The sequence below is a fragment of the Micromonospora sp. NPDC005172 genome (assembly GCF_040608555.1).
In the GTDB taxonomy this organism is placed as follows: Bacteria; Actinomycetota; Actinomycetes; order Mycobacteriales; family Micromonosporaceae; genus Micromonospora.
The window spans coordinates 116230-139434 of record NZ_JBEXIL010000001.1 but is presented as its reverse complement, the minus strand read 5'-3'; the positions used below and the strand labels follow the sequence as shown (position 1 = coordinate 139434).

General features: G+C 70.3%; 19 protein-coding genes and 1 pseudogene. 15 read left to right on the top strand and 5 right to left on the bottom strand.

Annotated elements, in window-relative coordinates; translation table 11 throughout:
- Positions 1-4 precede the first annotated feature (4 nt).
- The 3 genes from ABZV06_RS00520 to ABZV06_RS00510 are packed head-to-tail and all read left to right on the top strand — an operon-like array spanning position 5 to position 5214.
- Positions 5-1768 (top strand): tryptophan 7-halogenase, encoded by a 1764-nt coding sequence (locus ABZV06_RS00520; RefSeq protein ID WP_355617406.1) that lies wholly within the window; start codon positions 5-7, stop codon positions 1766-1768.
- Between the two features lie 21 nt (positions 1769-1789).
- Positions 1790-3457, top strand: coding sequence for an NAD(P)/FAD-dependent oxidoreductase (locus tag ABZV06_RS00515; RefSeq protein WP_355236241.1), 1668 nt, complete (start codon positions 1790-1792; stop codon positions 3455-3457).
- A gap of 8 nt (positions 3458-3465) precedes the next feature.
- On the top strand, positions 3466-5214 hold the full coding sequence (locus tag ABZV06_RS00510) for a hypothetical protein (RefSeq protein WP_355617403.1): 1749 nt from the start codon (positions 3466-3468) through the stop codon (positions 5212-5214).
- On the opposite strand, the gene ABZV06_RS00505 is transcribed toward ABZV06_RS00510, so the two are convergent.
- Positions 5192-5782: a TetR family transcriptional regulator gene (locus ABZV06_RS00505; RefSeq protein WP_355617400.1), complete on the bottom strand. Its 591-nt coding sequence runs from the start codon at positions 5780-5782 to the stop codon at positions 5192-5194. The two genes, ABZV06_RS00510 and ABZV06_RS00505, sit on opposite strands and share 23 nt — an antisense overlap.
- 151 nt (positions 5783-5933) lie before the next feature.
- On the opposite strand from ABZV06_RS00505, the gene ABZV06_RS00500 reads away from it, so the two are divergent.
- The 5 genes from ABZV06_RS00500 to ABZV06_RS00480 all read left to right on the top strand — a co-directional run bounded on the left by ABZV06_RS00500 (position 5934) and on the right by ABZV06_RS00480 (position 11693).
- A complete protein-coding gene (locus tag ABZV06_RS00500) occupies positions 5934-7070 on the top strand; it encodes an acyl-CoA dehydrogenase family protein (protein WP_355617397.1) in 1137 nt (378 codons plus the stop codon).
- Between the two features lie 11 nt (positions 7071-7081).
- Entirely contained in the window at positions 7082-8662 is a 1581-nt protein-coding gene (locus ABZV06_RS00495) for an amino acid adenylation domain-containing protein (RefSeq protein WP_355617394.1), read from the top strand.
- Between the two features lie 5 nt (positions 8663-8667).
- A complete protein-coding gene (locus ABZV06_RS00490; RefSeq protein WP_355236256.1) occupies positions 8668-9213 on the top strand; it encodes a flavin reductase family protein in 546 nt (181 codons plus the stop codon).
- A 9-nt stretch (positions 9214-9222) separates the two neighbouring features.
- Positions 9223-10656: a DHA2 family efflux MFS transporter permease subunit gene (locus ABZV06_RS00485; RefSeq protein WP_355236259.1), complete on the top strand. Its 1434-nt coding sequence runs from the start codon at positions 9223-9225 to the stop codon at positions 10654-10656.
- Positions 10657-11489: 833 nt separating this feature from the next.
- Positions 11490-11693: a hypothetical protein gene (locus ABZV06_RS00480; protein ID WP_355236262.1), complete on the top strand. Its 204-nt coding sequence runs from the start codon at positions 11490-11492 to the stop codon at positions 11691-11693.
- Positions 11694-11817: 124 nt separating this feature from the next.
- On the opposite strand, the gene ABZV06_RS00475 is transcribed toward ABZV06_RS00480, so the two are convergent.
- Positions 11818-12207 (bottom strand): isoprenylcysteine carboxylmethyltransferase family protein, encoded by a 390-nt coding sequence (locus ABZV06_RS00475; protein WP_355617391.1) that lies wholly within the window; start codon positions 12205-12207, stop codon positions 11818-11820.
- A 362-nt stretch (positions 12208-12569) separates the two neighbouring features.
- On the opposite strand from ABZV06_RS00475, the gene ABZV06_RS00470 reads away from it, so the two are divergent.
- The 7 genes and pseudogenes from ABZV06_RS00470 (at position 12570) to ABZV06_RS00440 (ending at position 19947) form a co-directional block, all read left to right on the top strand.
- A complete protein-coding gene (locus ABZV06_RS00470; protein ID WP_355236267.1) occupies positions 12570-13124 on the top strand; it encodes a TetR family transcriptional regulator in 555 nt (184 codons plus the stop codon).
- A gap of 204 nt (positions 13125-13328) precedes the next feature.
- Positions 13329-13607 carry a phosphopantetheine-binding protein gene (locus ABZV06_RS00465; protein ID WP_355236270.1) on the top strand — a complete coding sequence of 93 codons (279 nt, stop codon included), beginning with the start codon at positions 13329-13331 and terminating at the stop codon, positions 13605-13607.
- Between the two features lie 21 nt (positions 13608-13628).
- Positions 13629-14984 carry an NAD(P)/FAD-dependent oxidoreductase gene (locus ABZV06_RS00460; RefSeq protein ID WP_355236273.1) on the top strand — a complete coding sequence of 452 codons (1356 nt, stop codon included), beginning with the start codon at positions 13629-13631 and terminating at the stop codon, positions 14982-14984.
- Positions 14985-15030: 46 nt separating this feature from the next.
- Positions 15031-16110 (top strand): 4-hydroxyphenylpyruvate dioxygenase, encoded by a 1080-nt coding sequence (gene hppD / locus ABZV06_RS00455; RefSeq protein WP_355236276.1) that lies wholly within the window; start codon positions 15031-15033, stop codon positions 16108-16110.
- Between the two features lie 35 nt (positions 16111-16145).
- A pseudogene (locus ABZV06_RS00450) lies at positions 16146-17186 on the top strand (alpha-hydroxy acid oxidase); the annotation flags it as partial.
- A gap of 185 nt (positions 17187-17371) precedes the next feature.
- Positions 17372-18598 carry a PLP-dependent aminotransferase family protein gene (locus ABZV06_RS00445; RefSeq protein WP_355236356.1) on the top strand — a complete coding sequence of 409 codons (1227 nt, stop codon included), beginning with the start codon at positions 17372-17374 and terminating at the stop codon, positions 18596-18598.
- Entirely contained in the window at positions 18595-19947 is a 1353-nt protein-coding gene (locus ABZV06_RS00440) for a cation:proton antiporter (protein WP_355617387.1), read from the top strand. Before ABZV06_RS00445 ends, ABZV06_RS00440 begins: the two co-directional genes overlap by 4 nt.
- Positions 19948-19965: 18 nt before the next feature.
- On the opposite strand, the gene ABZV06_RS00435 is transcribed toward ABZV06_RS00440, so the two are convergent.
- The 3 genes from ABZV06_RS00435 to larB are packed head-to-tail and all read right to left on the bottom strand — an operon-like array spanning position 19966 to position 23202.
- Positions 19966-21252, bottom strand: coding sequence for a nucleotide disphospho-sugar-binding domain-containing protein (locus tag ABZV06_RS00435; protein WP_355236282.1), 1287 nt, complete (start codon positions 21250-21252; stop codon positions 19966-19968).
- Between the two features lie 8 nt (positions 21253-21260).
- The gene (larC, locus tag ABZV06_RS00430) at positions 21261-22553 is read right to left on the bottom strand and encodes a nickel pincer cofactor biosynthesis protein LarC (protein WP_355236285.1); all 1293 of its coding nucleotides are present in this window, start codon (positions 22551-22553) and stop codon (positions 21261-21263) included.
- Positions 22546-23202: a nickel pincer cofactor biosynthesis protein LarB gene (gene larB, locus ABZV06_RS00425; protein ID WP_355617384.1), complete on the bottom strand. Its 657-nt coding sequence runs from the start codon at positions 23200-23202 to the stop codon at positions 22546-22548. The genes larC and larB overlap by 8 nt, the downstream gene beginning before the upstream one ends.
- Positions 23203-23205 lie beyond the last annotated feature (3 nt).

The following is a 23205-nucleotide window of genomic DNA, read 5'->3' as shown; positions in this document are numbered from 1 at the left end:
GTCCATGATGGAAGGTGCTGCCGCGCACAACGGGATGTTCGACGTGGTGGTGATCGGCTCCGGGCTCGCCGGCTCGACCCTGGCGGCGTGCCTGGCCGCCAACGGCGCGCACACGCTGGTGATCGACGCCGGAACGCACCCCCGCTTCGCCGTCGGCGAGTCGACCATCCCGTACACCTCCATGGCGATGCGGTTGATCAGCGAGCGGTACGGCGTGCCGGAGATCAAGTACCTGAGCACCTTCGAGTCGGTGTACGCGCACATCAACACCACCGGCGGGGTGAAGAGGAACTTCGGCTTCGTCTACCAGCGGCCGGGCGAGCAGCAGCGGCCCGAAGAAGCGAACATGTTCCAGATCCCGAAGATCCTGAACACCGAGAACCACTTCTTCCGGCAGGACATCGACAACTTCATGCTCACGGTCGCCGCGAAGTACGGCGCCGTGATCCGGCAGCAGACGCGCATCGTGGGCGTGCAGGTCGACGAGGACGGAGTGACGCTCGACGTCGGCCCCGGCGCGCCCGTGCGGGCTCGTTACCTGGTGGACGCCAGCGGCTTCCGCTCGGCGCTGGCCGAGCAGTTCGACCTGCGGGAGGAGCCGACCCGGCTGGAACACCACTCCCGGTCGCTGTTCACGCACATGGTCGGTGTGCGGCCGTACGACGACTTCGCCCCGCGCGAGACCTACGGCAACCCGACCCGGTGGCACGAGGGAACGCTGCACCACATCTTCGAGGGCGGCTGGATGTGGGTGATCCCGTTCGACAACCACCCCCGGTCCACCAACGACCTGTGCAGCGTCGGCGTGCAGTTCGACCCGCGGATGTACCCGGTGCCCGACTGCTCGCCGGAGGAGGAGTTCCGCCAGTTCCTCGACCGGTACCCGGGCATCGCGCAGCAGTTCACCAACGCCACGCCGGTGCGCGAGTGGGTGCGGACGGGTCGCCTGCAGTACTCGCCCAAGCAGACGGTCGGGTACCGCTGGTGCCTCATGTCGCACGCGGCGGGTTTCGTCGACGCGCTGTTCTCGCGTGGTCTGTCGAACACGATGGAGATCATCAACGCGTTGACCCAGCGGCTGCTCGACGCGCTCAAGGACGACGACTTCGCCGTCGAGCGGTTCGAGTACGTGCAGGAACTCGAGCAGGGCCAACTCGACTTCAACGACGACCTGGTCAACAACGCGTACATCGCGTTCCGGGACTGGGACCTGTGGGACGCCTGGTTCCGGGTCTGGGCGCTGACCCAGATCCTCTCCACCTTCGAGATCAACCGGGGCTACGCGCTCTACTCCAAGACCCGCGACCCCGCCGTGTTGCGGCGGATGGAACGGCCGTGGTGGCGGGTCGAGCTGCGGGAGTTCGACAGGTCCAAGGTGGACGATCCGGACCACGCCGAGGTGCTCGAGTTCCTGGCCGGCGTCAGCCGGATGATGCGTGCCGTCGACGCGGGGGAGGCGGAGCCCAAGGACGTCGCCAAGCAGATCCGCGACCAGCTCGCCCGCGCGCGGTTCGTGCCGCCGGCGTTCGGGCTGGCCGACCCGGCGATCCGGATCACGGGCGCCTCCGCCGCCAAGGTGCTCGGCACCCTGCGCTGGGCGAAGCGCGACGCCCCGCCGGCGATCGGCGAGCTGACCTACGAGGGTCTGACCCTCTTCATGCGCAAGCGCTTCGCCCGGGGCGAGTTCGAGCCGGTCGAGGAAATCAAGCAGAAGCTCTCCGGCTGGCCGGTGTTCGGCTCCCGGCTGCGCGTCCCCGAGCCGAAGTAAAACGAGGAATTGGAGTACACGGTGAGTGAATTGATCGAGGCCGAGAAGGCCACATATGACGTCGCCATTCTCGGCGCGGGGTTCGCCGGCTCGATGCTCGGCGCGATCCTGGCCCGCAACGGCGCGAAGGTGCTGCTGGTCGACGCCAAGGCGCACCCGAAGTTCGCCATCGGCGAGTCCACCATCCCCAACATGCTGGTGTCGCTGCGCACCATGTCCGAGCGGTACAAGGTGCCGGAGCTGATGACCCTGGCGACGCTGACCGCCTGCCAGAAGATCATTTCGCCCTGGCACGGAAAGAAGGACCACTTCGCCTTCCTGAACCACCAGGAGGGCAAGCCGCAGGACCCGATGCAGGTCACGATGTTCAACTTCCCGAGCCTGCTGCACGAGACGCCGCACATGTACCGGCAGGACACCGACGCGTACCTGTTCCACGCGGCGATCAAGTACGGCTGCACCGCCCGGGTGAACTTCACGATCGCCGACGTCGACTTCGACGACTCCGGCGTGACGGTCAGCTCGACCCGTGGCGAGCAGTTCCGCAGCCGTTACGTGGTGGACGCCAGCGGCTACCGTTCGCCGCTGGCCGAGAAGTTCGGCCTGCGTGAGGACCCGTGCCGCTACAAGCACCACTCGCGGGCCGTCTGGAACCACATGATCGACCTCAAGACCACCGACGAGGTGTTCAAGCGCACCGGGGCGGACAAGCCGCCGGTGCCGTTCTACGACGGCACCGTCCACCACCTGTTCCCGCGGGGGTGGTCGTGGGTGATCGCGTTCAACAACCACAAGGACTCGAAGAACCCGCTGTGCAGCGTCGGTCTGACCATGGACCCGCGCAAGTACCCGAAGACGCCCGGCATGTCGCCGGAGGAGGACTTCTGGAAGCACATGCAGCGGTTCCCGGGCATGGCCGCGCAGTTCGAGGGCGCTCGGCCGATGCGGGAGTGGGTGGGCACCGACCGGGTGCAGTACTCGTCCAAGACCACCGTCGGCGACCGGTGGGTGCTGCTGGCACACGCCGCCGCGTTCATCGACCCGCTGTTCTCCCGGGGCCTGTCCAACACCTGTGAAGCGGTGAACGTGCTGGCCTGGCGGATCCTGCGGGCGGTCGGCGACGACGACTTCTCGGCCGACCGCTTCGAGGGCGTCGACACCCGCCAGCAGGCGCTGTTCGACGGCAACGACAAGCTGGTGAACGCCGCGTACGCCTCGTTCGAGCACTACTCGCTGTGGACGGCCGTCTTCCGGATCTGGGCGTGGGGCTCGAACGCCGGCACCTTCCGCGCCCACGAGGCGTACCGCCGCTGGCGCTCGACCGGCGACGACAAGCATCTGAACGAGCTGGAAGAGGTGAAGAACCCGGGCCTGCACTGGTCCGACCACGAGGGCTACGGCGAGCTGTTCGAGGACATGGTCAAGCAGTGCGGCGACTTCGAGGCCGGGAAGATCACCGGCGACGAGGCGGCGGACGCCCTCTACGACCACCTCAACCGGGCGCCCTTCGTGCCGGACCACTGGGGCTGGAAGGACCGTCACCTGCGGTTCATCAACCCGACTCCGCTCAAGATCGGCCGAACGATGCTGTGGGCGGCGACCAAGGCGCCGCCGGACGTGCGGCGGCTGATGCTCGGCTTCCTGCGTGAGGCCGGCAAGGAGCAGCTCATGGGCCGGAAGATCTTCTAGGAGACCGAATGACCACCACCGAACCCGACGCCCCGGTGATGTACGACGTCGTGATCCTGGGCAGCCATCTGGCGACCGGCCTGCTCGCCACGGTCCTGGCCAAGCAGGACCTGCGGGTTCTGCTCGTCGGCTCGCCCGACGACACGGTGCTGCCGTCGGGCGACAGCACCGTGCCGTACACGACCGCCGTGCTGCACCTGCTGGCCGAGCGGTTCGACGTGCCGGAGATCGCCTCTTTCGCCGCCTTCGAGGACCTCCCGGAGCCGGTGCGCCGGAGCAGCGGGATCAAGAAGAGCCTCGCGTTCCTGCACCACACCGCGGGCCGCAGGCACGACCCGGCGCACGCGGTGCAGTTCCACGTGCCGGGGGAGCACAGCGAGTGGCACCTGTACCGGCCGGTCGTCGACGAGTACGCCCGGGAGTTGGCCGTCCGGTACGGCGCGTCGGTGCTCGCGGAGAAGGCGTCCACCACCGAGGTTCGGCTGGCGCCCGATGCCGTACACCTGGCCTTCGCCTCGGGAGAGACGGCGAGCGCGCGGTTCGTGGTGGACGCCTGCGGGGAGGAGTCACCGCTGCGGGCGGCGTCCGCCGACGGCGATCCGGGCACGTTGCTGTTGCGGTCCCGGATGATGCACGCCTACCTGCGTGACGTCCGGAAGTTCGAGGAGTGCAGCCGGCTCAGCGACTACCACCGGGCGACGATCTGGTCGCGGGGGACGGTGCACCACCTCTTCGACGGCGGCTGGATCCAGGTGGTGGACTTCCGCAACCACGATGACGCGGCCAACGATCTGTGCAGCGTGACGGTGGGGTTGGACCACGACCGGTTCGGCGAACTACCGGCTGACCCGGACGCCGCGTTCCGGGCGCTGGTGGCGCCATTTCCGAGCCTGGCGGAGCAGTTCGCGTCCGCCACGGCGGAGGGCGGCTGGACCACCTCGGCCCAGTGGCAGCGCCGGGCGGCGCTGACCCACGGGCCGCGGTGGTTCGCCATGGAGCGCTCGGCGTGCCGTACCGACGAGTTCCTGTCCCGGGACGTGACGATGACCGCGGAGGTGGTCCACGCGCTCGGGGCGGCGCTGCCGCGAGCGGTACGCGACGAGCAGGCGGCGGGCGCCGTACTGGCCGAGGCGGCGGCGTTTCAGGACGCCCTGATCGACTTCAACGACCAGATGCTGGCCGCGGCCCGTACGGCCGCCGGCAGCTTCGCGTTGTGGAACGCGTACAGCCGGGTGTGGCTGCTCTGGCAGATCCTGGCCCACCTGTCGCTCAAGCGGGCCACGAACGATGCCCGCGCCGCCGGCACGTGGGAGCCGGTCGAGCGGTTCGCCGACGGTGGGCTGTGGTTCCGCACCCCGGACGGCCTGCGCCAGATGCTGGACTGGTTCTTCGAGGTCTTCGCCCGCGTACGCGACGGTGGGCTGAGGCAGGCCCAGGCGGCTGACATGATCTTCCGCGAGCTGCGCAGAGCCCGTTTCGTGCCGCCGCTGTACCGCTTCGGTGACCCGAATGCGCGGTACTACCACTTCACGATGCCCCGTCGCCTCCTCATGGTGGCGTGGGTCATGACGGTGGCGCCCGCGGACTTCAAGCGGCTGCTGACCAAGGACAACGTCACCGGTCGGCGGGATGACGCGCCGTCGCCGGTCCGGGAGCGGGCGTCGGCGGACGACGGGCGGCTCGCCGCCCACGACGACGGGCTGGCGGACGGCTCGGCTGCCGGCGCGCCGGGCGTCACTCAGCCAGGTCGGCGGTGAGGTAATGCTGGATCGTGCGACCCATCATCCGGGCCAGATCGTCGCGGTCGTGCCGGGACAGCTCGGTGCCGTCGATCAGGTAGCGGCACAGGGCCAGGCCGATCACCTGGGACGCGGCGAGCGCCGCCCGCAGTTCGTGCCGGTCGGGGCTGACGCCCTCGGCCAGCGTGCCGAAGAACGCGCGGACGAACTCGTCGCGCATCAGCTCGGCGATCTCCTCGCTGGTCAGCGAGGCGGACAGCCGGGCCCGGTAGGAGATCGTCGTACGGGGGCTGTCCCAGTGCGCGAGCAGGGCCGTCGCGGTGGCCCGGCCCAACCGGCGGCGGCTGCCACCCAGGAGCTGTTCGGCCAGCTCAACGGGGTTGCCGTCGACCTGCACCGCGTGGCGCAGGAGCTGCTCCTTGGAACCGTAGTAGTGCCGGACGAGCCGCGGGTCGACACCCACGCGCCGGGCGACACTGCGGATGCTCACCCCGGTCAGGCCGCACTCGGAGATCTCCCGCCGGGTGACGTCGAGGATCGCCTGCCGGATGCCGTTGCCACCGTCGAATCCCTGCTGCGTCGTCAAGGCAACCTCTTACGAGTTCCCGTACGCCCGAGCGCACGGCCCGATCAAATGCCTAAGTCTAGACCTTTGAGGATATGTCAGTCCGGTCCGGGTTGCTCCTGCAAGCCGGCAATTCCGCCGCGCCGTCTCACCGCGCGGTCGAGGGGGCAGCGTGGACTTCGCCTGGACGCCTGAACAGCGGGACGCGTACGACGAGGTGCGCGCGAGCGTCGAGGAGACATTCGCGCCGACCGCCGATGCCAGCCGGCTGCACGACCGTGACGCCTGGCGGCATCTCGGCCGGCTGGGGCTGCTCGGCCTCTGCATACCCGCAGAGTACGGCGGGGGTGGGCTGGGTGCTCTGGACACCGCGCTGCGCGTCGAGGCGTTCGGTCGGGGGTGCGCGGACACCGGGCTGGTGTTCGCCGCCAGCGCACACCAGTTCGCGTGCGCGGTGCCGATCGCCGGGTTCGGCACGCCGGAGCTGAAGAAGGGCCTCCTGCCACGGATCTGTTCGGGCGAGGTGGTGGCCGGCAACGCGATGACCGAGGCGGACGCGGGCTCCGACGTCTCACGGCTCGCCGTGACGGCGACGGAGACGGCGGACGGGTACCTGCTCAGCGGCGAGAAGACGTTCGTGACCAACGGGCCGGTGGCCGACGTGCTGGTGACCTACGCGACCACCGATCCGACGGCCGGCCACCTCGGCGTCACCGCGTTCGTGCTGGACCGGGACACTCCCGGCCTGACGGTCGGCGAGCCGTTCGACAAGATGGGCCTCGTGTCGGCGCCGGCCGGCCGGGTGTCCTTCCAGGACTGTCCGGTGCCGGCGCACCGGGTGCTCGGTGAGCCGGGCCAGGGCGCGGCCATCTTCCAACATTCCATGCGCTGGGAACGCGCCTGCCTGTTCGCCGGATACGTCGGCCTGCTGGACCGCCTGATCGAGCGCTGCGTCGAGCACGCGAGATCGCGCCGACAGTTCGGCCGACGCATCGGCGACTTCCAGGCGGTGGCGAACCGGATCGTGGAGATGAAACTGCGGACCGAGTCGGCGCGGCTGCTGCTCTACCGCTGCTGCTGGGAGATGGACAACGGCGCCGGTTCGGAGCTCAACGTGGCGTTGTCGAAGCTGGCCGTCTCCGAGGCGGCCGTCGCCAGCGCGCTGGACGCGGTGCGCCTGTTCGGAGGCCTCGGCTATCTGCGCGACGCCGGGATCGAGACCGTGCTCCGCGACGCCGTACCCAGCACCATCTTCTCCGGTACGTCGGACGTCCAGCGGCTGCTGATCGCCCGCGAGCTGGGTCTGTGAGGGCGGCGACCGTGACCAGGGAGGTGCCGACAGTGCGGGACGCGGACCGGTCCGAGACGCCAGACGGCGCGGGCATCCACGGCTACGTGGCCGCGTGGGCTCGGCGTACACCGGACGCGCCGGCGGTGATCGCGGACGACGAGCAGCTCACGTACGCCGAGCTGGCGGCGGCCGCGCGTCGCCTCGCGGCCGGGCTGGCGCGCGCAGGGGTGTCCCCGGGTGACCGGGTGGTGCTCTGGTCCGACAAGCGGGCCGCCGCGGTGGCCGTCATGCAGGCGGCGCTCGCGCTGGGCGCGCCGTACGTGCCGGTGTCCGCGGCGAATCCACCCGCCCGCGTGTGGCGCATCGCGGAGGACTGCGCGGCGACTGTCGTCGTGGCGGACGGGCCGGCCGCCGAGCGGGTCGCGCGCGAGGGCGGTGCCCCGGGCGGGCCGCCGCTGGTGACGCTCGACGAATTGGAGCGGCGGGGGGCCGAGGGCGACGCGCCACCGGTGCACCAGCCGGCCCCGGACGACCCCGCGTACATCCTCTACACCTCCGGGTCGACGGGGACCCCGAAGGGTGTCTGCCTGAGCCACCGCAACGCGGCCGCGTTCGTCGAGTGGGCCGGTGACCTGCTCGCGGTGTCGCCAGGGGACCGGCTGGCCAACCACGCCCCGTTCAACTTCGACCTGTCGGTCTTCGACCTGTACGCGGCGTTCCGCGCGGGCGCGTCGGTGCACCTGGTCCCGGCCGAGTTGGCGTACGCGCCGGTGCAGTTGGCCCGATTCGTGCGCGAGGAGGGCATCACCATCTGGTATTCGGTGCCGTCCGCGCTGACGCTGATGATCCGGGACGGCGGGATGCTGGAGGGTCCGCCGCCGCCGGTACTGCGGGCCTGCGTCTTCGCCGGCGAGGTGATGCCGATCCGGTACGTGCACGAGCTGCGTGCCGCCTGGCCGGGCGTACGGCTGCTCAACTGGTACGGGCCCACCGAGACCAACGTGTGTGCGTCGTACGAGGTGACCGACGCCGACACCGGGCGGGACCGTCCGCTGCCGATCGGCCGCCCGGCCAGCGGCGCGGTGCTGACCCTGGACCCGCCGGCGTCCACCGGCGTCGACGGTGACGGTGGCGGCGACGTCCCGGAGGGCGAGATCGTGGCCGACGGGCCCACGGTGATGCTCGGATACTGGGGCCGGGAGCCGCAGCGTGGGCCGTACCGCACGGGTGACCTCGGGCGGCTGGCATCCGACGGCACTCTCGAATATCTGGGCCGACGCGACGACATGGCCAAGGTGCGCGGCAACCGGGTGGAGCCCGGCGAGATCGAGGCCGTCCTCGCCGCGCACCCGGACGTCGCGGCGGCCGCGGTGGTCGTCGCCGGCGTCGGGCTGGCCGCGCGGCTGCACGCGGTCGTGGTGCCGGCGGGCGACCGCCGCCCCGGCCTGCTGGAAATCAAGCGTTGGTGCGCGGGACAACTGCCGACCTACATGATCGTCGACTCCGTCCAGGCGGCCACGAGCCTACCGCTCACCCCGAACGGAAAGACCGATCGAGCCGCGCTTCTGGCGGCGATCGAAGGAGGTGGACCATTACTGGCACCGAACTAGTCAACGTGGAGCCGAGTGCGTTCCTAGCGATCATGGGCTCGCTGGCCAGCGGCGTCAGCGTGGTGACCGCGCTCGACGCGTCCGGTCGGCCGCACGGCCTGACCTCGTCGTCGGTGTGCAGCGTCTCCAAGAACCCACCGCTGCTGCTGTTCTGCGTGCGGCAGGTGAGTTCCACCCTGGACGCCATCCGGGAGACCGGCGGATTTGCCGTCAACTTCCTCGACGCGGACGGCCACGAGGTCTCCGACCTGTTCGCCAGCTACAACAGCGACAAGTTCGCGAACGTGGCCTGGCGTCCCGGCGACGTCGCCGGCATGCCGCGGCTGGAACCCACCGTCGCCTTCACCGAGTGCGCGCTGCACGACGTGATCGCCGCCGGTGACCACGTCATCGTGCTCGGCCGCCTCGTCGGCGGCGCGACGACGCCGGACCGATTCCCGCTGGGGTATTGGCGCGGGACGTACGTCCGGGTCGCTCAACCCCATTACCGACGAGAGGAGCGCAACGGGCAGCGCCCCAGCGATCCTTCCCAGCCAATCCATCTCGAGTAGGGAAACAGAGTGGACAAGAACCAACCAGCGACCCACAGCACCGTATGGACATGGATAGCGGCCCTGGTCGCGGTGTTCATGGTCGCGATCGACACCCTCGTCGTCACGACGACGCTACCGGTCATCCGGACCGAGCTCAGTGCGAGCCTTGAAGATCTTGAATGGATCGTCAACGCCTACACGCTCACTTTCGCCGTCTTTCTGTTGACCGGCGCGGCGCTCGGTGACCGCTTCGGCCGACGGAAGGTCTTCACCATCGCGTTGCTGGTCTTCACCCTCGCGTCTGCGCTGGCGGGCCTCGCCGACAACATCGAATTCCTCATCGCCGCACGTGCGGTGCAGGGCCTGGGTGCCGCTGTCGTCCTCCCGCTCACCCTCACCCTGTTGGCCAGCGTGGTGCCGGCACGCCAGCGCGGCCACGCGTTCGGGCTGTGGGGCGCGATGGTGGGTCTCGGTATCGCCCTCGGGCCGGTCATCGGCGGTGCGGTGACCGAAGCCTGGTCGTGGCAGTGGATCTTCTGGGTGAACGTGCCCATCGGTCTGCTGCTGTTGCCGGTGATGACGCGCGTCCGCGAGAGCCGCGGCGGCTACGGTCGCCTGGACCCGGTGGGCGTCGTCCTGATCACCGCCGGCATGCTCGGCATCGTGTCCAGCCTCGTGCGGGGCAACAGCGCAGGCTGGGACAGCCCTTCCGTCCTGGCGGGGTTCATCGTCGGCGGAATCCTCGTGCTCGTGTTCATCTTCTGGCAGTCGCGGGCGCGTACGCCGATGGTGCCGCTGTCGTTGTTCCGTAGCCGAGGCTTCAGCCTCACCATGGTGGCGACGATCATCATGCCGTTCGGTGTCTTCGGGGCCGTCTTCCTCGGTACCCAGTACCTGCAGAGCATCCTTGGCTACTCGCCACTGGAGGCAGGCCTGCGCACGTTGCCGTGGACGGCCATGCCGATGATCGCGGCCCCGATCTCCGGCATCCTGACCGACAAGATCGGCGGCAAGCCGCTGGTGATCCTGGGCCTGACGATGCAGGCGATCGGCGTGGGCTGGATCGGCTCGGTCGTCGACGACCTGACGTACTCGAAGCTGGTGGTGCCGTTCGTGATCACCGGCCTCGGCCTGGGCATCTTCCTCGCGCCGATCGGTCGGTTGGCCTTCGGCTTCGCGCCCGCCGAGCTGGAGGGCGTCGCCTCCGGTGTCTCCAACGCGATCCGCCAGACCGGCACCGTGATGGGTGTTTCGGTGGGCGGCGCGATCCTCGGCGCGAACGGCGGCTACGAGTCGGTGGCCACGTTCGTCAACGGTCTGCAGGAGGCCCACCTGGTGGCTGCCTGTGCGCTCGCCGCGGGCGCGCTGATCGCGCTGTTCATCCCGCACCTGCGCACACAGGGGCACGGTCACGCCGTCGAGGAGGAGGAAGAGGTCCTCGCAGCGGGCGCCCCGACCTGAGTGGTCCTACCGGATCGAGGCCCCGACCCCCACGGTCGGGGCCTCGACCGCGCCCGTTGAGGGTGGTGCCTGCGGCGAGTTGAGCGATGAGCGGGCGGTGGGCCACAGGCGCGGCGCCGACGTGGCCGGGACGCGGGCGCCCGTCGATGCCGGATGGAGGCTTGGGCGGGTGTCGGCGTCGTGTCGAGCGGTCCGGGGGTGGGCCGCCGGCACCCGGTGTCGGAATGCTGGCAGGCCTTACGAAGGACGAATCCGGGTGCCGCGCGAGAGGTGTGGCGGCACCGGTCGGGGCGCGTCCGGGCGGCGGCGCCGGGGTGTGATGTGCGCGGTACGTCGGGCTCGATATCGCGTTGTCCCACGTCAACGCGACCGTCGTGCCGCAGCCGATTGCCGTGCTGGGATTCGTGTACGACACATCGGCCTCGGCGCGCCATGCCCGATGAGACCTATTCCGGCCGGAACGGTCCGCAACCCGACCGTGCCGCGCCATGGCCTACCCAATTAGGGGGGGACAGCGAGGCCCTCGACAGGATAACATCCATCGATGAACTGGCGGTACGCTAATGGGGGATGGGGCCACCAGGGATATGAAAGCATCAGCGCTAGCTGTTACGGATGTCCAGGTACTCTTCTACGAGCCGGAAGGGCTGTTATTGACAGCGGGATTATTGCCGGCGGATGTAGGTGGGCGCGAGTATCGCGTAATGTTTCAATTGAGTTACCTGGGCAGTGGTGAGATTACGGCGCACGTCGGCTTCGAGCAGTGCGATGGCACTGACAAGACGGCACCCGAGTTCGTCACAGTGGAATTGTTGGGAGCGGCACGACACCGCATGCCCATCATCTGGACGGCCTCGGCGTCGGTGCGCGCGGAGCAGGTGAACTGCCGGCTCATCATCTGGGGGGAACCGGCCGGGGACGACCTCTTGCGAGGCGAGTTGATCGCAGAGGTCTCCGGTCGGCTACCGGTGTTGACCGCCAGTTGCCAGGCATCCGTGACGCAGGCGGAGTTGCCGACCCGGGAGCGGGTGTCCTAGAAGGCTGGTCGCCCCCCGTCGTGCGGCGGGGGGTGGACAGCCCTCGGGGATGACGGCATCGCACTCCCTTCGCGGGTCGGCGGCTCGGTGGATCGGCCGCACCTCGGGTGATCTGGTGATCGGGTCACATCTGCGGTGAGCTGGCACCCTTCCATGGACGTAGCCGGGGAATCCACGCTGGAACCGCGGCGCGGTAGGTGTCGTACTCGGAGCCGTACCGTCGGCGCAGACCGGGTTCCTCGTAGAACCGGACGAACGCTGCCTGGATGAGGGCGATGGCCAACCCGTACCACAGCAGCGCCGCCTGGCCGAAGATCAGCGCCTGGCCGAGGATGGCCGTCACCACCGCGACGTACATCGGGTTGCGGACGAACCGGTAGGGCCCGCCGATCACCAGATGCTCGGTCGGCGCCACCGGGGCCGGAGTGCCCAGGCCCTCCACGACGAACCGCACGAACGACTGAAGAAGAAACGCCACCGCGGCAACCAGCATCAGTGCGCCGAGGACTCGCACCGGCTGGTAGAAGGCGAACGGTGTTTCGACCTCCCAGTCCGATATCCACCATGGACCGAGGCCCGCGACCACGCCCGGTGCGGCGCAAAAGAAGACAAGACTCCCGACGACCGCCCGTGTTCGTAGCACTGCGCCATGCTACGGCGGGTGCGGGGCACCGTGTCAAGGCATCGTTACGTACTGTTGTTGTTGCCTCGCCGCAGATCCTCCGTATTTCCGCACGTAGGAAGGCGATACTATGTCCTTTGCCCCCATACGATGAATAGGGCATGCGATGAACTGGGAAAGGTGAACTTGTGGGCGCGGAGGTGTCCCCGAACGGTGCTCCACGACGACGGACGGGGCGACGTGTCGGGCCGACGGTGAGCCATCAGCTCATCCTCGAGATCGCTCGTGGCCAGTTTGCCGAGCGCGGCTACGAGGGCACCACGGTGCGTACCATCGCCCAGGAGGCGGGGGTGGACAGCGCGCTGGTGCACCACTTCTTCCTCACCAAGGAGGGCCTGTTCGAGGCCGCGGTGCGTGGTGCCCTGCAGCCACCCGACCTGGTGGAGCGGGCGATGAAGGGCCCGCGCGGCCAGGTTGGCCGGCGCACCGTCGAGCTGTTCTTCAGCCACTGGGACGAGCCGGACACGGCGGCGCGGCTCGGCGGCATCCTGCGGTCGATGACGGCCAACGACATGGCGGCGGACGCCGTCCGCAACTTCCTCGGCGACCAGGTGATCCTGCCGCTGACCCGGGCGCTGGGTCACACCCAGCCGGAGCTGCGGGCCGCCATGGTCGGCTCGCATCTGATCGGTCTCGCCACCACCCGGTACGTCTTCCGCGTACCGGCGATCGCCGAGCTCACCGCCGCCGCTCTGGCCGCGGGCACGGGCAAGGCGATCCAGACCTACCTCACCGGCGTCCTGGCCTGATCCGCCCGCTCTGAACTGGCACGACAATCGTCGTGCCACTGGCCGGCGTCGATCCTTGCGCAGCATCCCCCTTGACGAACCCGTCCGGGCTTCTAGAATTCACCGAGTAGGGATGTCATCAGAGGGGGAAAGCCGCCGGATTTCGCGGCCTCCCGGGTGACAGCTCAACGGGGGAGACCACGTCCGGCGACCTGGGAGGGGTTTGTGCCGACAGACCAACGCGACGAGATACTCGGCCAACTGATGGTGTACGTGCGCCACGAGCTGATCGGCGACCAGGACGAGGGGGTCACCGGAGTCGACCTGCGCCCCGACTCGCCGCTGCTGGAGTGGGGCGTCCTGAACTCGCTGAATACGGCTCGGCTCATCGCGTTCGTCCGGGCAGAGCTCGACGTCGACGTGCCGCCCTCGCACATCACGGGACGACACTTCCGCAGTCTCGACACCATCACCGACCTGATCCTGTCGTTGCCCCGCGCCTGACAGGCCTGCCGAGGAGGCGCCATGAACACCAAGCCAGCAGAGTGGGACATCGGCATCATCGGAGGCGGGCCCGCCGGGTCGACGGCCGCCGCCTACCTGGCCAAGGCGGGGCTGTCCGTCGTGGTCTTCGAGAGCGCGCACTTCCCCCGCGAACACGTGGGTGAGTCGTTGGTACCGGCGACCACGCCGGTGCTGTTGGAGACCGGGGCGATGGCCGCCGTCGAGGCAGCCGGCTTCCCCCGCAAGTTCGGCGCGGCGTGGACGTCGGCCGAGTCGCGGCCCGTGAGCCACATGGGCTTCTCCAACCTCACCCACGACTTCCGGCTCGCGGAGGTCATGTTCAACGAGCGGGACCAGGCCGGCGTCGACCGGGATTACACCTTCCACGTCGACCGGGGCAAGTTCGACCAGATCCTGCTGGAGAACGCGGCGAGTCTCGGCGCGGAGGTCCACCACGGCGTACGGGTCAACCGCGTCGACTTCGACGGCGAGCATCCCGTCATCCACACGCGCTCCGACGAGGGGCAGCGCGAGGTGTCGGTGCGGATGGTGGTCGACGCCAGCGGCCGGAGCACCACCCTGGGCAGCCAGCTCAAGGTGAAGGTGGCCGACTCGGTCTTCAACCAGTACGCGATCCACACCTGGTTCGACGGCTTCGACCGGCAGGCGTTGTCGGCGGAGCAGTCGAAGTCCGACTTCATCTTCATCCACTTCCTGCCGCTGACCGACACCTGGGTGTGGCAGATCCCCATCACCGAGACGATCACGTCGATCGGCGTCGTCACCCAGAAGAGCCGGTTCGCCGAGGCGGCCCGGGAGGATCTCGAAGCGTTCTTCTGGGAGTGCGTGGGCAGCCGGCCCGAGCTGGAGGCGGCCCTGCGCAGTTCGGAGCAGGTGCGGCCGTTCAAGGCCGAGGGCGACTACAGCTACGCGATGAAGCAGATCTGCGGGGACAACTTCGTCATGATCGGCGACGCCGCCCGCTTCGTCGATCCCATCTTCTCCACCGGTGTCAGCATCGCCCTCAACAGCGCCCGGTTGGCCTGCAACGACATCATCGCGGCGGCCGAGGCGGGCGACTTCAAGCGCGAGCGGTTCGCCACCTACGAGATGCTGCTGCGGCGCGGTGTACGCAACTGGTACGAGTTCATCTCGGTTTACTACCGGCTCAACATCTTGTTCACCGCGTTCGTCCAGGACCCGCGGTATCGACTCGACGTGCTGAAGATGTTGCAGGGCAACATGTACGACGAGGCCGAGCCCAAGGCGCTCGTCGAGATGCGGAACACCATCCGGGCCGTCGAGCAGGACCCCGAACATCTCTGGCATCCGTATCTCGGTGAGCTGTCGGCTCCGACGGCGGCTCCCATCTTCTGATTCACAAGGGGGGCCGTGCGGCCCCGGTAGGGGGACATCAGTGAGCGTGGGCAGCAGTGTGTTCAGTGACCTGGCCGTGCACCACGTCGAATTCCACGTGACCGACGCGGTCTGGGCGGCACGCGAGCTCGCCGCACAGTACGGCTTCGCCGTCGTCGGCTCGCGCAGCGTCGAGGACCACGTGTCGGTGGCGCTGCGGCAGGGTTCGACAGTTCTCGTGGTCACCGAAGGGCTCGTCGACGCGCACCCGGCCAGCCTGTACGTGCAACAGCACGGCGACGGCGTCGCCGACCTGGCGATGCGTACCCCGGACGCGAGGGCGGCGTTCGAGGTCGCGGTGTCCCGCGGCGCGCGGGCGGTGGCCGAACCGGCCGTGCGCGAGGGGTTCGTCACGGCCACTGTCGGCGGCTTCGGCGACGTGACGCACACGTTCGTCCAACCACCCGAGGAGTCGGCCGGGCTGGTACTGCCCGGCCTGACTCCCGGTCTTCCGGGCGGTCACCTGCCGGAGTCGGGCCCGACGCCGGGACTGGGCGTGGTCGACCACCTCGCCGTCTGTCTCGAGGCGGGCACCCTCGACCCGACGGTGGACTTCTACCGCACGGTGCTGGATTTCGACGTGACCTTCGAGGAGCACATCCTGGTGGGCAGCCAGGCGATGTTCTCCAAGGTGGTGCAGAGCCCGTCCCGGCTGGTCACGCTCACGCTCATCGAGCCGGACGCCTCGGCGGCCGCCGGCCAGATCGACGACTTCCTCAAGGGGCACGGTGGCCCCGGCGTGCAGCACGTGGCGATGTGCTCCACCGACATCGTCTCGGCGATCTCGGCGCTGACCGATCGCGGCGTGGAATTCCTGCGGACGCCGGAGACGTACTACGACCTGCTCGGCCAGCGACTGGATCTCGCCAGGTACGACGTGGACCAGCTGCGGTCCCGCAACATCCTCGTCGACGAGGACCACGACGGGCAGCTGTTCCAGATCTTCGCCAGGTCCACCCATCCGCGCCGGACGTTCTTCTTCGAGGTCATCGAGCGGCTGGGTGCGCGCACCTTCGGCAGCGGAAACATCCGGGCGCTGTACGAGGCGGTCGAGGCGGAGCGGACCAAGACCCACGACGTCCTGTGACCACCATCGCGGATCGGGCAACCGACCTGGCCGCCCTGCTCTGCCTCGACGACGTGGCGGTGGCGGCGCGGCGGGTGCTGGCCGAGCCGGTCTGGGACTACGTGGCCGGGGGCAGCGGCACCGAGTCGACGTTGCGGGACAACCGGGACGCGTTCGACCGCGTGCACCTGGTGCCGCGGGTGCTGGCGGGCACGGACGCCTACGACCTCGGCACGGAGTTGCTGGGCACCCCGATGGGTCTGCCCGTCGGGGTGGCGCCGATGGCCTACCAGCGGCTCCTGCATCCGGACGGCGAGGTGGCGCTCGCCGAGGCGGCCCGGGACGAGGGCGCGGTGTTCGTGGCCAGCATGCTCAGCAGCGAGCCGATCGAGCGGATCGCCGCCACCCAGGCGGCGGTCTGGATGCAGCTCTACTGGTTGCGCGACCGCGGGTTGGTCGCCGACCTGGTGACCCGGGCCGAGGCCGCTGGTTGCCGGGCTCTCATGCTGACTGTCGACGTGCCGCGGATGGGCCGGCGTCTGCGGGACATGCGATCCGGCTTCACGCTGCCCGACGACGTGGTGGCCGCCAATCTGCCGCCGGCCGTCGGCGCGGCCGCGCACTCCGGCGGCGCGCACAGTTCGGCGCTGATGGTGCACACCGGTCTCGCGTTCGACCCGAAGCTGTCCTGGCGGGACCTGGACTGGCTGCGTCGACGGACGCGTCTGCCGATCGTCGTGAAGGGCGTCCTGCATCCGGACGACGCGGTGCGTGCGGCGGACCTGGGAGTCGACGGGGTCGTGGTGTCCAACCACGGTGGCCGTCAGCTCGACGGCGCGGTGCCCAGCATCGCGGCGCTGGAGCCGGTGGTGGCGGCCGTGGCCGACCGGTGTGCGGTCCTGGTGGACAGCGGCGTCCGTAGCGGTGTGGACGTGGCACGGGCGCTGGCCCTCGGCGCATCCGCCGTGCTGGTGGGCCGGCCCGCGCTCTGGGGGCTGGCCGTGGGCGGCCGGGCCGGCGCCCGCCGGGTGCTGTCGTTGCTGCGGACCGAGTTGGAGGATGCGATGGCGATGATGGGCTGCGCCGACCTGCGGGCGCTGGGCCACGGCACCACGGTGGCCGCCAGCGGTTCCGGGTCGACGGTGCGGGGCCGATCGTCCGGTGACACCCTCGCGGGGTGGTCGCCGTGACGGGCGTGTCGGCGACGACCACCGTGGGGGCCCGCGCGCCGATCGCGCTGGCCGACCTGCACGGTTCGCTGGCCGATCCGGTGCTCGACTCGATGACCTTCCTCAACGAGATCGCCGGCCGGTTCCCGGATGCGGTGTCCTTCGCGGCGGGCCGGCCGTACGAGGAGTTCTTCGAGGTCGAGGCGGTGCACCGCTATCTGCGCCGCTACTGCGACCACCTGCGCGCCGAGCACGGAATGAGTGAGCGTCAGGTCAATCGCGTCCTGCTGCAGTACGGGCGGACCAAGGGCATCGTGCACGACCTGGTGGCCACCAACCTGTCGGTCGACGAGGGGATGGACGTCGACCCGGAGGCCGTCGTGGTGACGGTGGGCGCGCAGGAGGGGATGTTCCTCGTCCTGCGGGCGTTGCGCACCGATCCGCGTGACGTGCTGCTGGCGGTCTCGCCCAACTACGTGGGAATTCGGGGGGCCGCGTCGCTCGTCGACATGACCACGTTGCCGGTGCGGGACGGTGCACGGGGCATCGATCTGGCCGACCTCGCCCGGGTGGTGCGCTCCGCCCGGGCGGCGGGGCAGCGCCCTCGCGCGCTGTACCTGGTGCCCGACTTCGCCAATCCGGCCGGGGCGAGCCTGGACACCGACACCCGGGTCGCGGTGCTACGCGCGGCCGCCGAACACGACCTGCTGATCATCGAGGACAACCCGTACGGGCTGTTCCACGCGGGCGGCGAGCGCCCGGCCACGCTCAAGGCCATGGACGACGAGCGTCGTGTCGTCTATCTCGGCTCGTTCGCCAAGACCGGCATGCCCGGCGCCCGGGTGGGTTACGTGGTCGCCGACCAGCCGGTGGCCGGACCCACGGGAACGGGCCTGCTGGCGGACGAGCTATCCAAGATCAAGAGCATGGTGACCGTCAACACCTCACCGCTGGCGCAGGCGGTCATCGCCGGCAAGTTGCTGGAGCACGACTGCAGTCTCGTACGCGCCAACGAGCGCGAGGCCCACGCGTACCGGCGCAATCTGCGGCACGTGCTGGACGGCCTGGCCGCGCGCTTCGGGCAGGGTGCCGGCGTCTCCTGGAACACCCCCGGTGGCGGCTTCTTCGTCGTCGTGACGGTGCCGCTCGTGGTGGACGACGCGCTCCTGGAGCGCTCCGCCCGCGACTTCGGTGTGTTGTGGACGCCGATGCACCACTTCTATGCCGACGGGGGCGGACGTCATCAACTCCGCCTGTCGGTCAGCCTTCTGCAGCCACCGCAGATCGAGCAGGGGCTCGACCGATTGGCGGCCCTGATCACGGAGGTGCGGCCGGTATGAACTCACCCATCATGCCGCTGGCTGGCGGACAGGTCGTGATCCTGCTCGTCCAGCTCGCGTCTCTGCTCCTGCTCGGCCTCGGCCTGGGCCGGTTGGTGGCGCGGTTCGGCCTGCCGCCGATCGTCGGCGAGCTGATGGCCGGCGTGGTGCTCGGGCCGTCGCTGCTGGGCCACGCGGCACCGGCGGTGCACGACTGGCTGTTCCCCGCCGACCCGGCGCAGATGCACCTGCTGGACGCGGTCGCCCAGGTCGGCGTGCTGCTGCTGGTGGGGGTGGCCGGCATCGAGCTGGACACCCGGATCATCCGCCGTCGCGGTACGACGGCCCTCCGGGTCAGCCTCGGCGGCCTGCTCATACCGATCGGCTTCGGCATCCTCATCGGCTACCTGGCTCCGGCCGTCCTGGTGCCGGACACCACCGAACGCCCGGTGTTCGCGTTGTTCCTCGCCGTCGCCATGTGCGTGACGGCGATCCCCGTGATCGCCAAGACGCTGTCGGACATGAAGCTGATCCACCGCGACGTCGGGCAGCTGATCATGACGTCTGGCATGGTCGACGACGCGGTGGGCTGGTTCCTGCTGTCGGTCGTGTCGGCCATGGCGACCGTCGGCGTACGCGCCGGCCAGGTCGCGTTGTCGCTGCTGCTGCTGGTCGCCTTCGTGGTCGCCGCGATCGTCGTCGGCCGGCCACTGGTACGCGGCGCGCTACGGATGGCCGGCCGCTCCGCGGAGACCGGGCCGACCATCGTCACCGCCGTGGTGATCGTCCTGGCCGGCGCGGCGATCACCCAGTCCCTGCACATGGAGGCGGTGTTCGGCGCGTTCGTCGCCGGCATTCTCATCGGGCAGGCGGTCCGGGAGCGGCGGGCGGTGCTGGCACCCCTGCGGACCATCGTGCTCACCGTGCTGGCGCCGATCTTCCTGGCCTCCGCCGGTCTGCGGATGGACCTCGGCGTGCTGCTCGACCGGGACGTCGCGCTGGCCGCGTTCGTGGTGCTGGCGGCGGCGATCCTCGGCAAGTTCACGGGCGCCTACCTCGGTGCGCGGTCCAGTCGGCTCGGCCACTGGGAGTCTCTGGCCGTCGGCGCGGGCATGAACGCGCGGGGCGTGGTCGAGATCGTCGTCGCGATGGTGGGGCTGCGGCTCGGTGTCCTGGACATCGCGACCTTCACCATCATCGCGCTCGTCGCGATCGTCACGTCGATGATGGCGCCCCCACTGCTGCGCCTGGCGATGTCCCGGGTGGCGCACAGCGCCGACGAACTCCTTCGCAAGGCCGACCACGAGGAGCAGTGGTCGACCGGCCCGGTCGTACGGCCGGCGGGGACGGGCGCTCCACCGGCCGCGTAGCGGGTCGACCCAGCGGGATCAACCCAGGACGCCGGCGGGGCCGATCGTGTCGGCCTCGTCGGCGTCGTGCAGTGCCAGGATGGCGTCGGCCGCGTTCGCCGGCCCGTCGGTGGCCTCGTACCAGCGCTGGACCTGCTGAGCCGCCTCGCGGTAGGACCGGTCGGCCAGCATCTCCGCGACGAGCGGGGCCAGCCTCGCGCCAACGTGCCTCGGGGCCAGCAGCCGCGCCGCGCCGATCCGTTCCAGCAGCGCGAGGTTCAGGTCCTGCTCCGGTTGGAGCGGGAATCCGAGTACCGGTGTGCCACCGGCCATCGCTGTCTGCACGCTGCCCTGACCGCCGGCGGTGACCGCCAGGTCCACCTCCGGCATGATCAGGTGGCTCGGCAGCACGCCGCCGACCATGACCCGGTCGCCGGCCATGTCGTGCAGGTCGTGGTGGGTGCCCGCGACCAGCACGCGCACCGGCAGCGCGGCGATGGTCGTCACCACGCGCCGCACGAAGCCGACCTCGGCCGAGTTGACCGCCACGTAGACGACCGGGCCGGGCTCGGCGAGGAAACGGGCGACCCGCTCCGGCAGCGGCAGGTCCAGTCGAGCGTAGAGCGGCCCGACGCAGCGCAGCCGCGTGCTGGCGCGGTAACCGGAACGGCCGTTCGGCCGCCAGTCGGCCACGTCCGTCGCGGACACGCCCAGCACCTCCGGCACCTCCGGTATGAGCGCCAGGTCGCCGAGGACGAGCGCGGCGAGGCTGGGCACGCGCGGAACGCCCAGGTCGGCGGCCAGCCGGTTGAACCCGCCGCAGTAGAAACCGACCCGGGGTGGCAGCGAGTTCGACAACCACCGCAGCGCCGACGCCGGCAGCAGGCCGAAGTGAGCCTGGCTGGGGGCCGGCAGCATCCCGCGCTCGAACAGCGGCGGCACCCAACTGCCGGCGTGCTCGGTGACCAGCGATGCGCCGGCCAGCCGGGTGGACAGCAGGGTGGTCAGGGTGAAGCCGGTGACCACCGTCCGGATGTCGTGTCGACGGAAGTACTCGGTCTCCGCGGTGACGTAATCGCGCATCTCCCGGTCGGTGTACATGCTCTGACCGACGTACCCCATGCCGATCTCGTCGCGGATGAACCGCTCGCACCGCTGTGGCGTCATGCGCTCACCGACGATGTCGTACGGGACGCCGACGTCGCGGAGCACGTGCTCGTAGGTGCCGCCGTGCGTCGCGATGCGGGCGGTCACCCCGCGCTGGCGGAGCGCCCGGTAGATCTCCAGCATGCGGGAGGTGGCGGACAGGAAGCCGCAGTGCGGCATGAGGCAGATCATGCGGTCGTCGATTCCGGGAGCGCACCGGCCTCCGAAGACGGGCCGGCGGTGCGGGCCACCGCGCGTACCTCGTCCAGCACCCGGGCGACCGGTACGTCCGCCCGCTGCGCGACCGCCAGGGCGTCGTCGTACTCCGGCTGGACACTGACCAGGTGGTCACCGAGGTAACCGCGTTTGACCCGTACGGCCGTGTCGCCGTACGGCAGGGCGATCTGGTCGCGGCGCAGCCGGCGACGCTGCACGGTGGACACCCGCACGCCGAGTGTGCCCGTGCGGGTGAACACCAGCCGGCAGACCAGGTCGAGCTGCGCCGGTGCGACCAGGACGCTGAGCAGTTGCCCCGGCCGCCCCTTGCGCATCAGCACCGGAGTGCACCAGGCGTCCGCCGCGCCCACGGCCCGCAACTGCTCCAGCAGGTCCGGCCAGACCCGCGGGTCCACGTCGTCGATTGTCGTGTCGATCCGGTGCAGCGGCTCGCCCTGCCAGGGCGTGCCGTCGGAATCCCGACTGGCGGACGTGCCCACCAGCACGCGCAGGATGTTCGGGTGGCCGGCGGGGTCCCTGGTGCCGGCGCCGACGCCGACCGCGTGGGGCACCAGCGCCGGCGGCGGCCCCCAACCGGTGGCGAGGGTGGCGAGCAGGGCGGCGCCCGACGGCGTGCACAGCTCCATCGTGGCCGGGTGGGCGGCGATGGGGGCGCCCGCCGCGGTGAGGATCTCCAGGACGGCCGGCACGGGCACCGGCATCGGGCCGTGGTCGGTGCGGACCACGCCGGAGCCCACGGCGACCGGACCGACGACCCGGGTTGGCGCGTCGAGCAGCCCCAGGTCGGCGAGCGCGAGGGCGCAACCGACCAGGTCGACCACCGCGTCGAGGGCGCCGACCTCGTGGAAGTGGATGTCCGCCAGGGGTACGCCGTGCACCCGCGCCTCGGCTCGGGCCAACGTGGTGAAGGCGGCGACGGCGAACGCGTGCACCGCCGGCGGGAGTGCGGCGCGGGTGATGATGGCGGTCACCGCGGCCAGGTCGCGGTGGGTGCCGCTGTCCGGCGCGGTGACGATCAGGTGGGCGGCGCGCAGGCCGTGCCGGCGTACGCTCTCCAGCTTCAGTGCCACCGGCTCGACCGCGAGTCGCGCCACGCCCTGCTCCACGACGGACAGGCTCGCGCCCGCGTCCAGCAGCGCCGCGAGCAGCATGTCGCCGGCCGCGCCGTTGCTGGGGTCGACCCACAGGGCGGTCGCCGGTGCGGTCGTCGTGCTCTCCTCGGCCATCGTCCGCGGCTCAGCCATTCGCGTCTGCGCAGCTCGGCGTGCGACGGGCGATCCTGGCGGCGGCGACGCCAGCGCCGAAGCCGTTGTCCACGTTGACGGTCAGCACGCCCGGCGCGCACGAGTTCAGCATGGCGAGCCACGCCGTGAGACCGTCGAGGTGCCAGCCGTAACCGACGCTGGTGGGCACCGCGATGAGCGGACTGCCGACGAGTCCACCCAGGACCGACGGCAGCGCGGCCTCCATCCCGGCGATGGCCACCACCACGTCGGCGCGGGCGATGCGGTCCCGCTCGGCCAGCAGTCGGTGCAGGCCGGCCACACCCACGTCCACCACGAGGTCCGCTCGGGCGCCGAAGACGGCGACGGTGGCCGCGCACTCGCGGGCGACCGGCAGGTCGCTCGTGCCGCCGCAGGCGATGGCGACCGTTCCCACGGCTGTCCGGGCCGGGCCCACGACCGCGGTACGGCTCACCGGGTCCACCGCGTCGGCGCCGAACTCGTCGACACACCGGGCCATCGCGGCGTCGGCGAGCCGGGTGGCGAGGATCGGCGTGTCCGGGTGGGCGAGGCGTAACGCGTGCATCGCTCCGGTCACCTGTTCAGGGGTTTTGCCCGCGCCGTACACCACCTCGGGGTCGCCGGTGCGCGACAGACGGTCCACGTCCATCCG

Excerpts from the sequence above, each read along its gene's own strand:
- ABZV06_RS00510 (WP_355617403.1), top strand. The coding sequence starts at position 3,466 with ATGACCACCACCGAACCCGACGCCCCGGTGATGTACGACGTCGTGATC.
- ABZV06_RS00480 (WP_355236262.1), top strand. The coding sequence starts at position 11,490 with ATGCCCATCATCTGGACGGCCTCGGCGTCGGTGCGCGCGGAGCAGGTG.
- ABZV06_RS00445 (WP_355236356.1), top strand. The coding sequence starts at position 17,372 with ATGACCTTCCTCAACGAGATCGCCGGCCGGTTCCCGGATGCGGTGTCC.
- ABZV06_RS00520 (WP_355617406.1), top strand. The coding sequence starts at position 5 with ATGATGGAAGGTGCTGCCGCGCACAACGGGATGTTCGACGTGGTGGTG.
- ABZV06_RS00435 (WP_355236282.1), bottom strand. The coding sequence starts at position 21,252 with ATGCCGCACTGCGGCTTCCTGTCCGCCACCTCCCGCATGCTGGAGATC.
- larC (WP_355236285.1), bottom strand. The coding sequence starts at position 22,553 with ATGGCTGAGCCGCGGACGATGGCCGAGGAGAGCACGACGACCGCACCG.
- ABZV06_RS00440 (WP_355617387.1), top strand. The coding sequence starts at position 18,595 with ATGAACTCACCCATCATGCCGCTGGCTGGCGGACAGGTCGTGATCCTG.
- larB (WP_355617384.1), bottom strand. The coding sequence starts at position 23,202 with ATGGACGTGGACCGTCTGTCGCGCACCGGCGACCCCGAGGTGGTGTAC.
- ABZV06_RS00460 (WP_355236273.1), top strand. The coding sequence starts at position 13,629 with ATGAACACCAAGCCAGCAGAGTGGGACATCGGCATCATCGGAGGCGGG.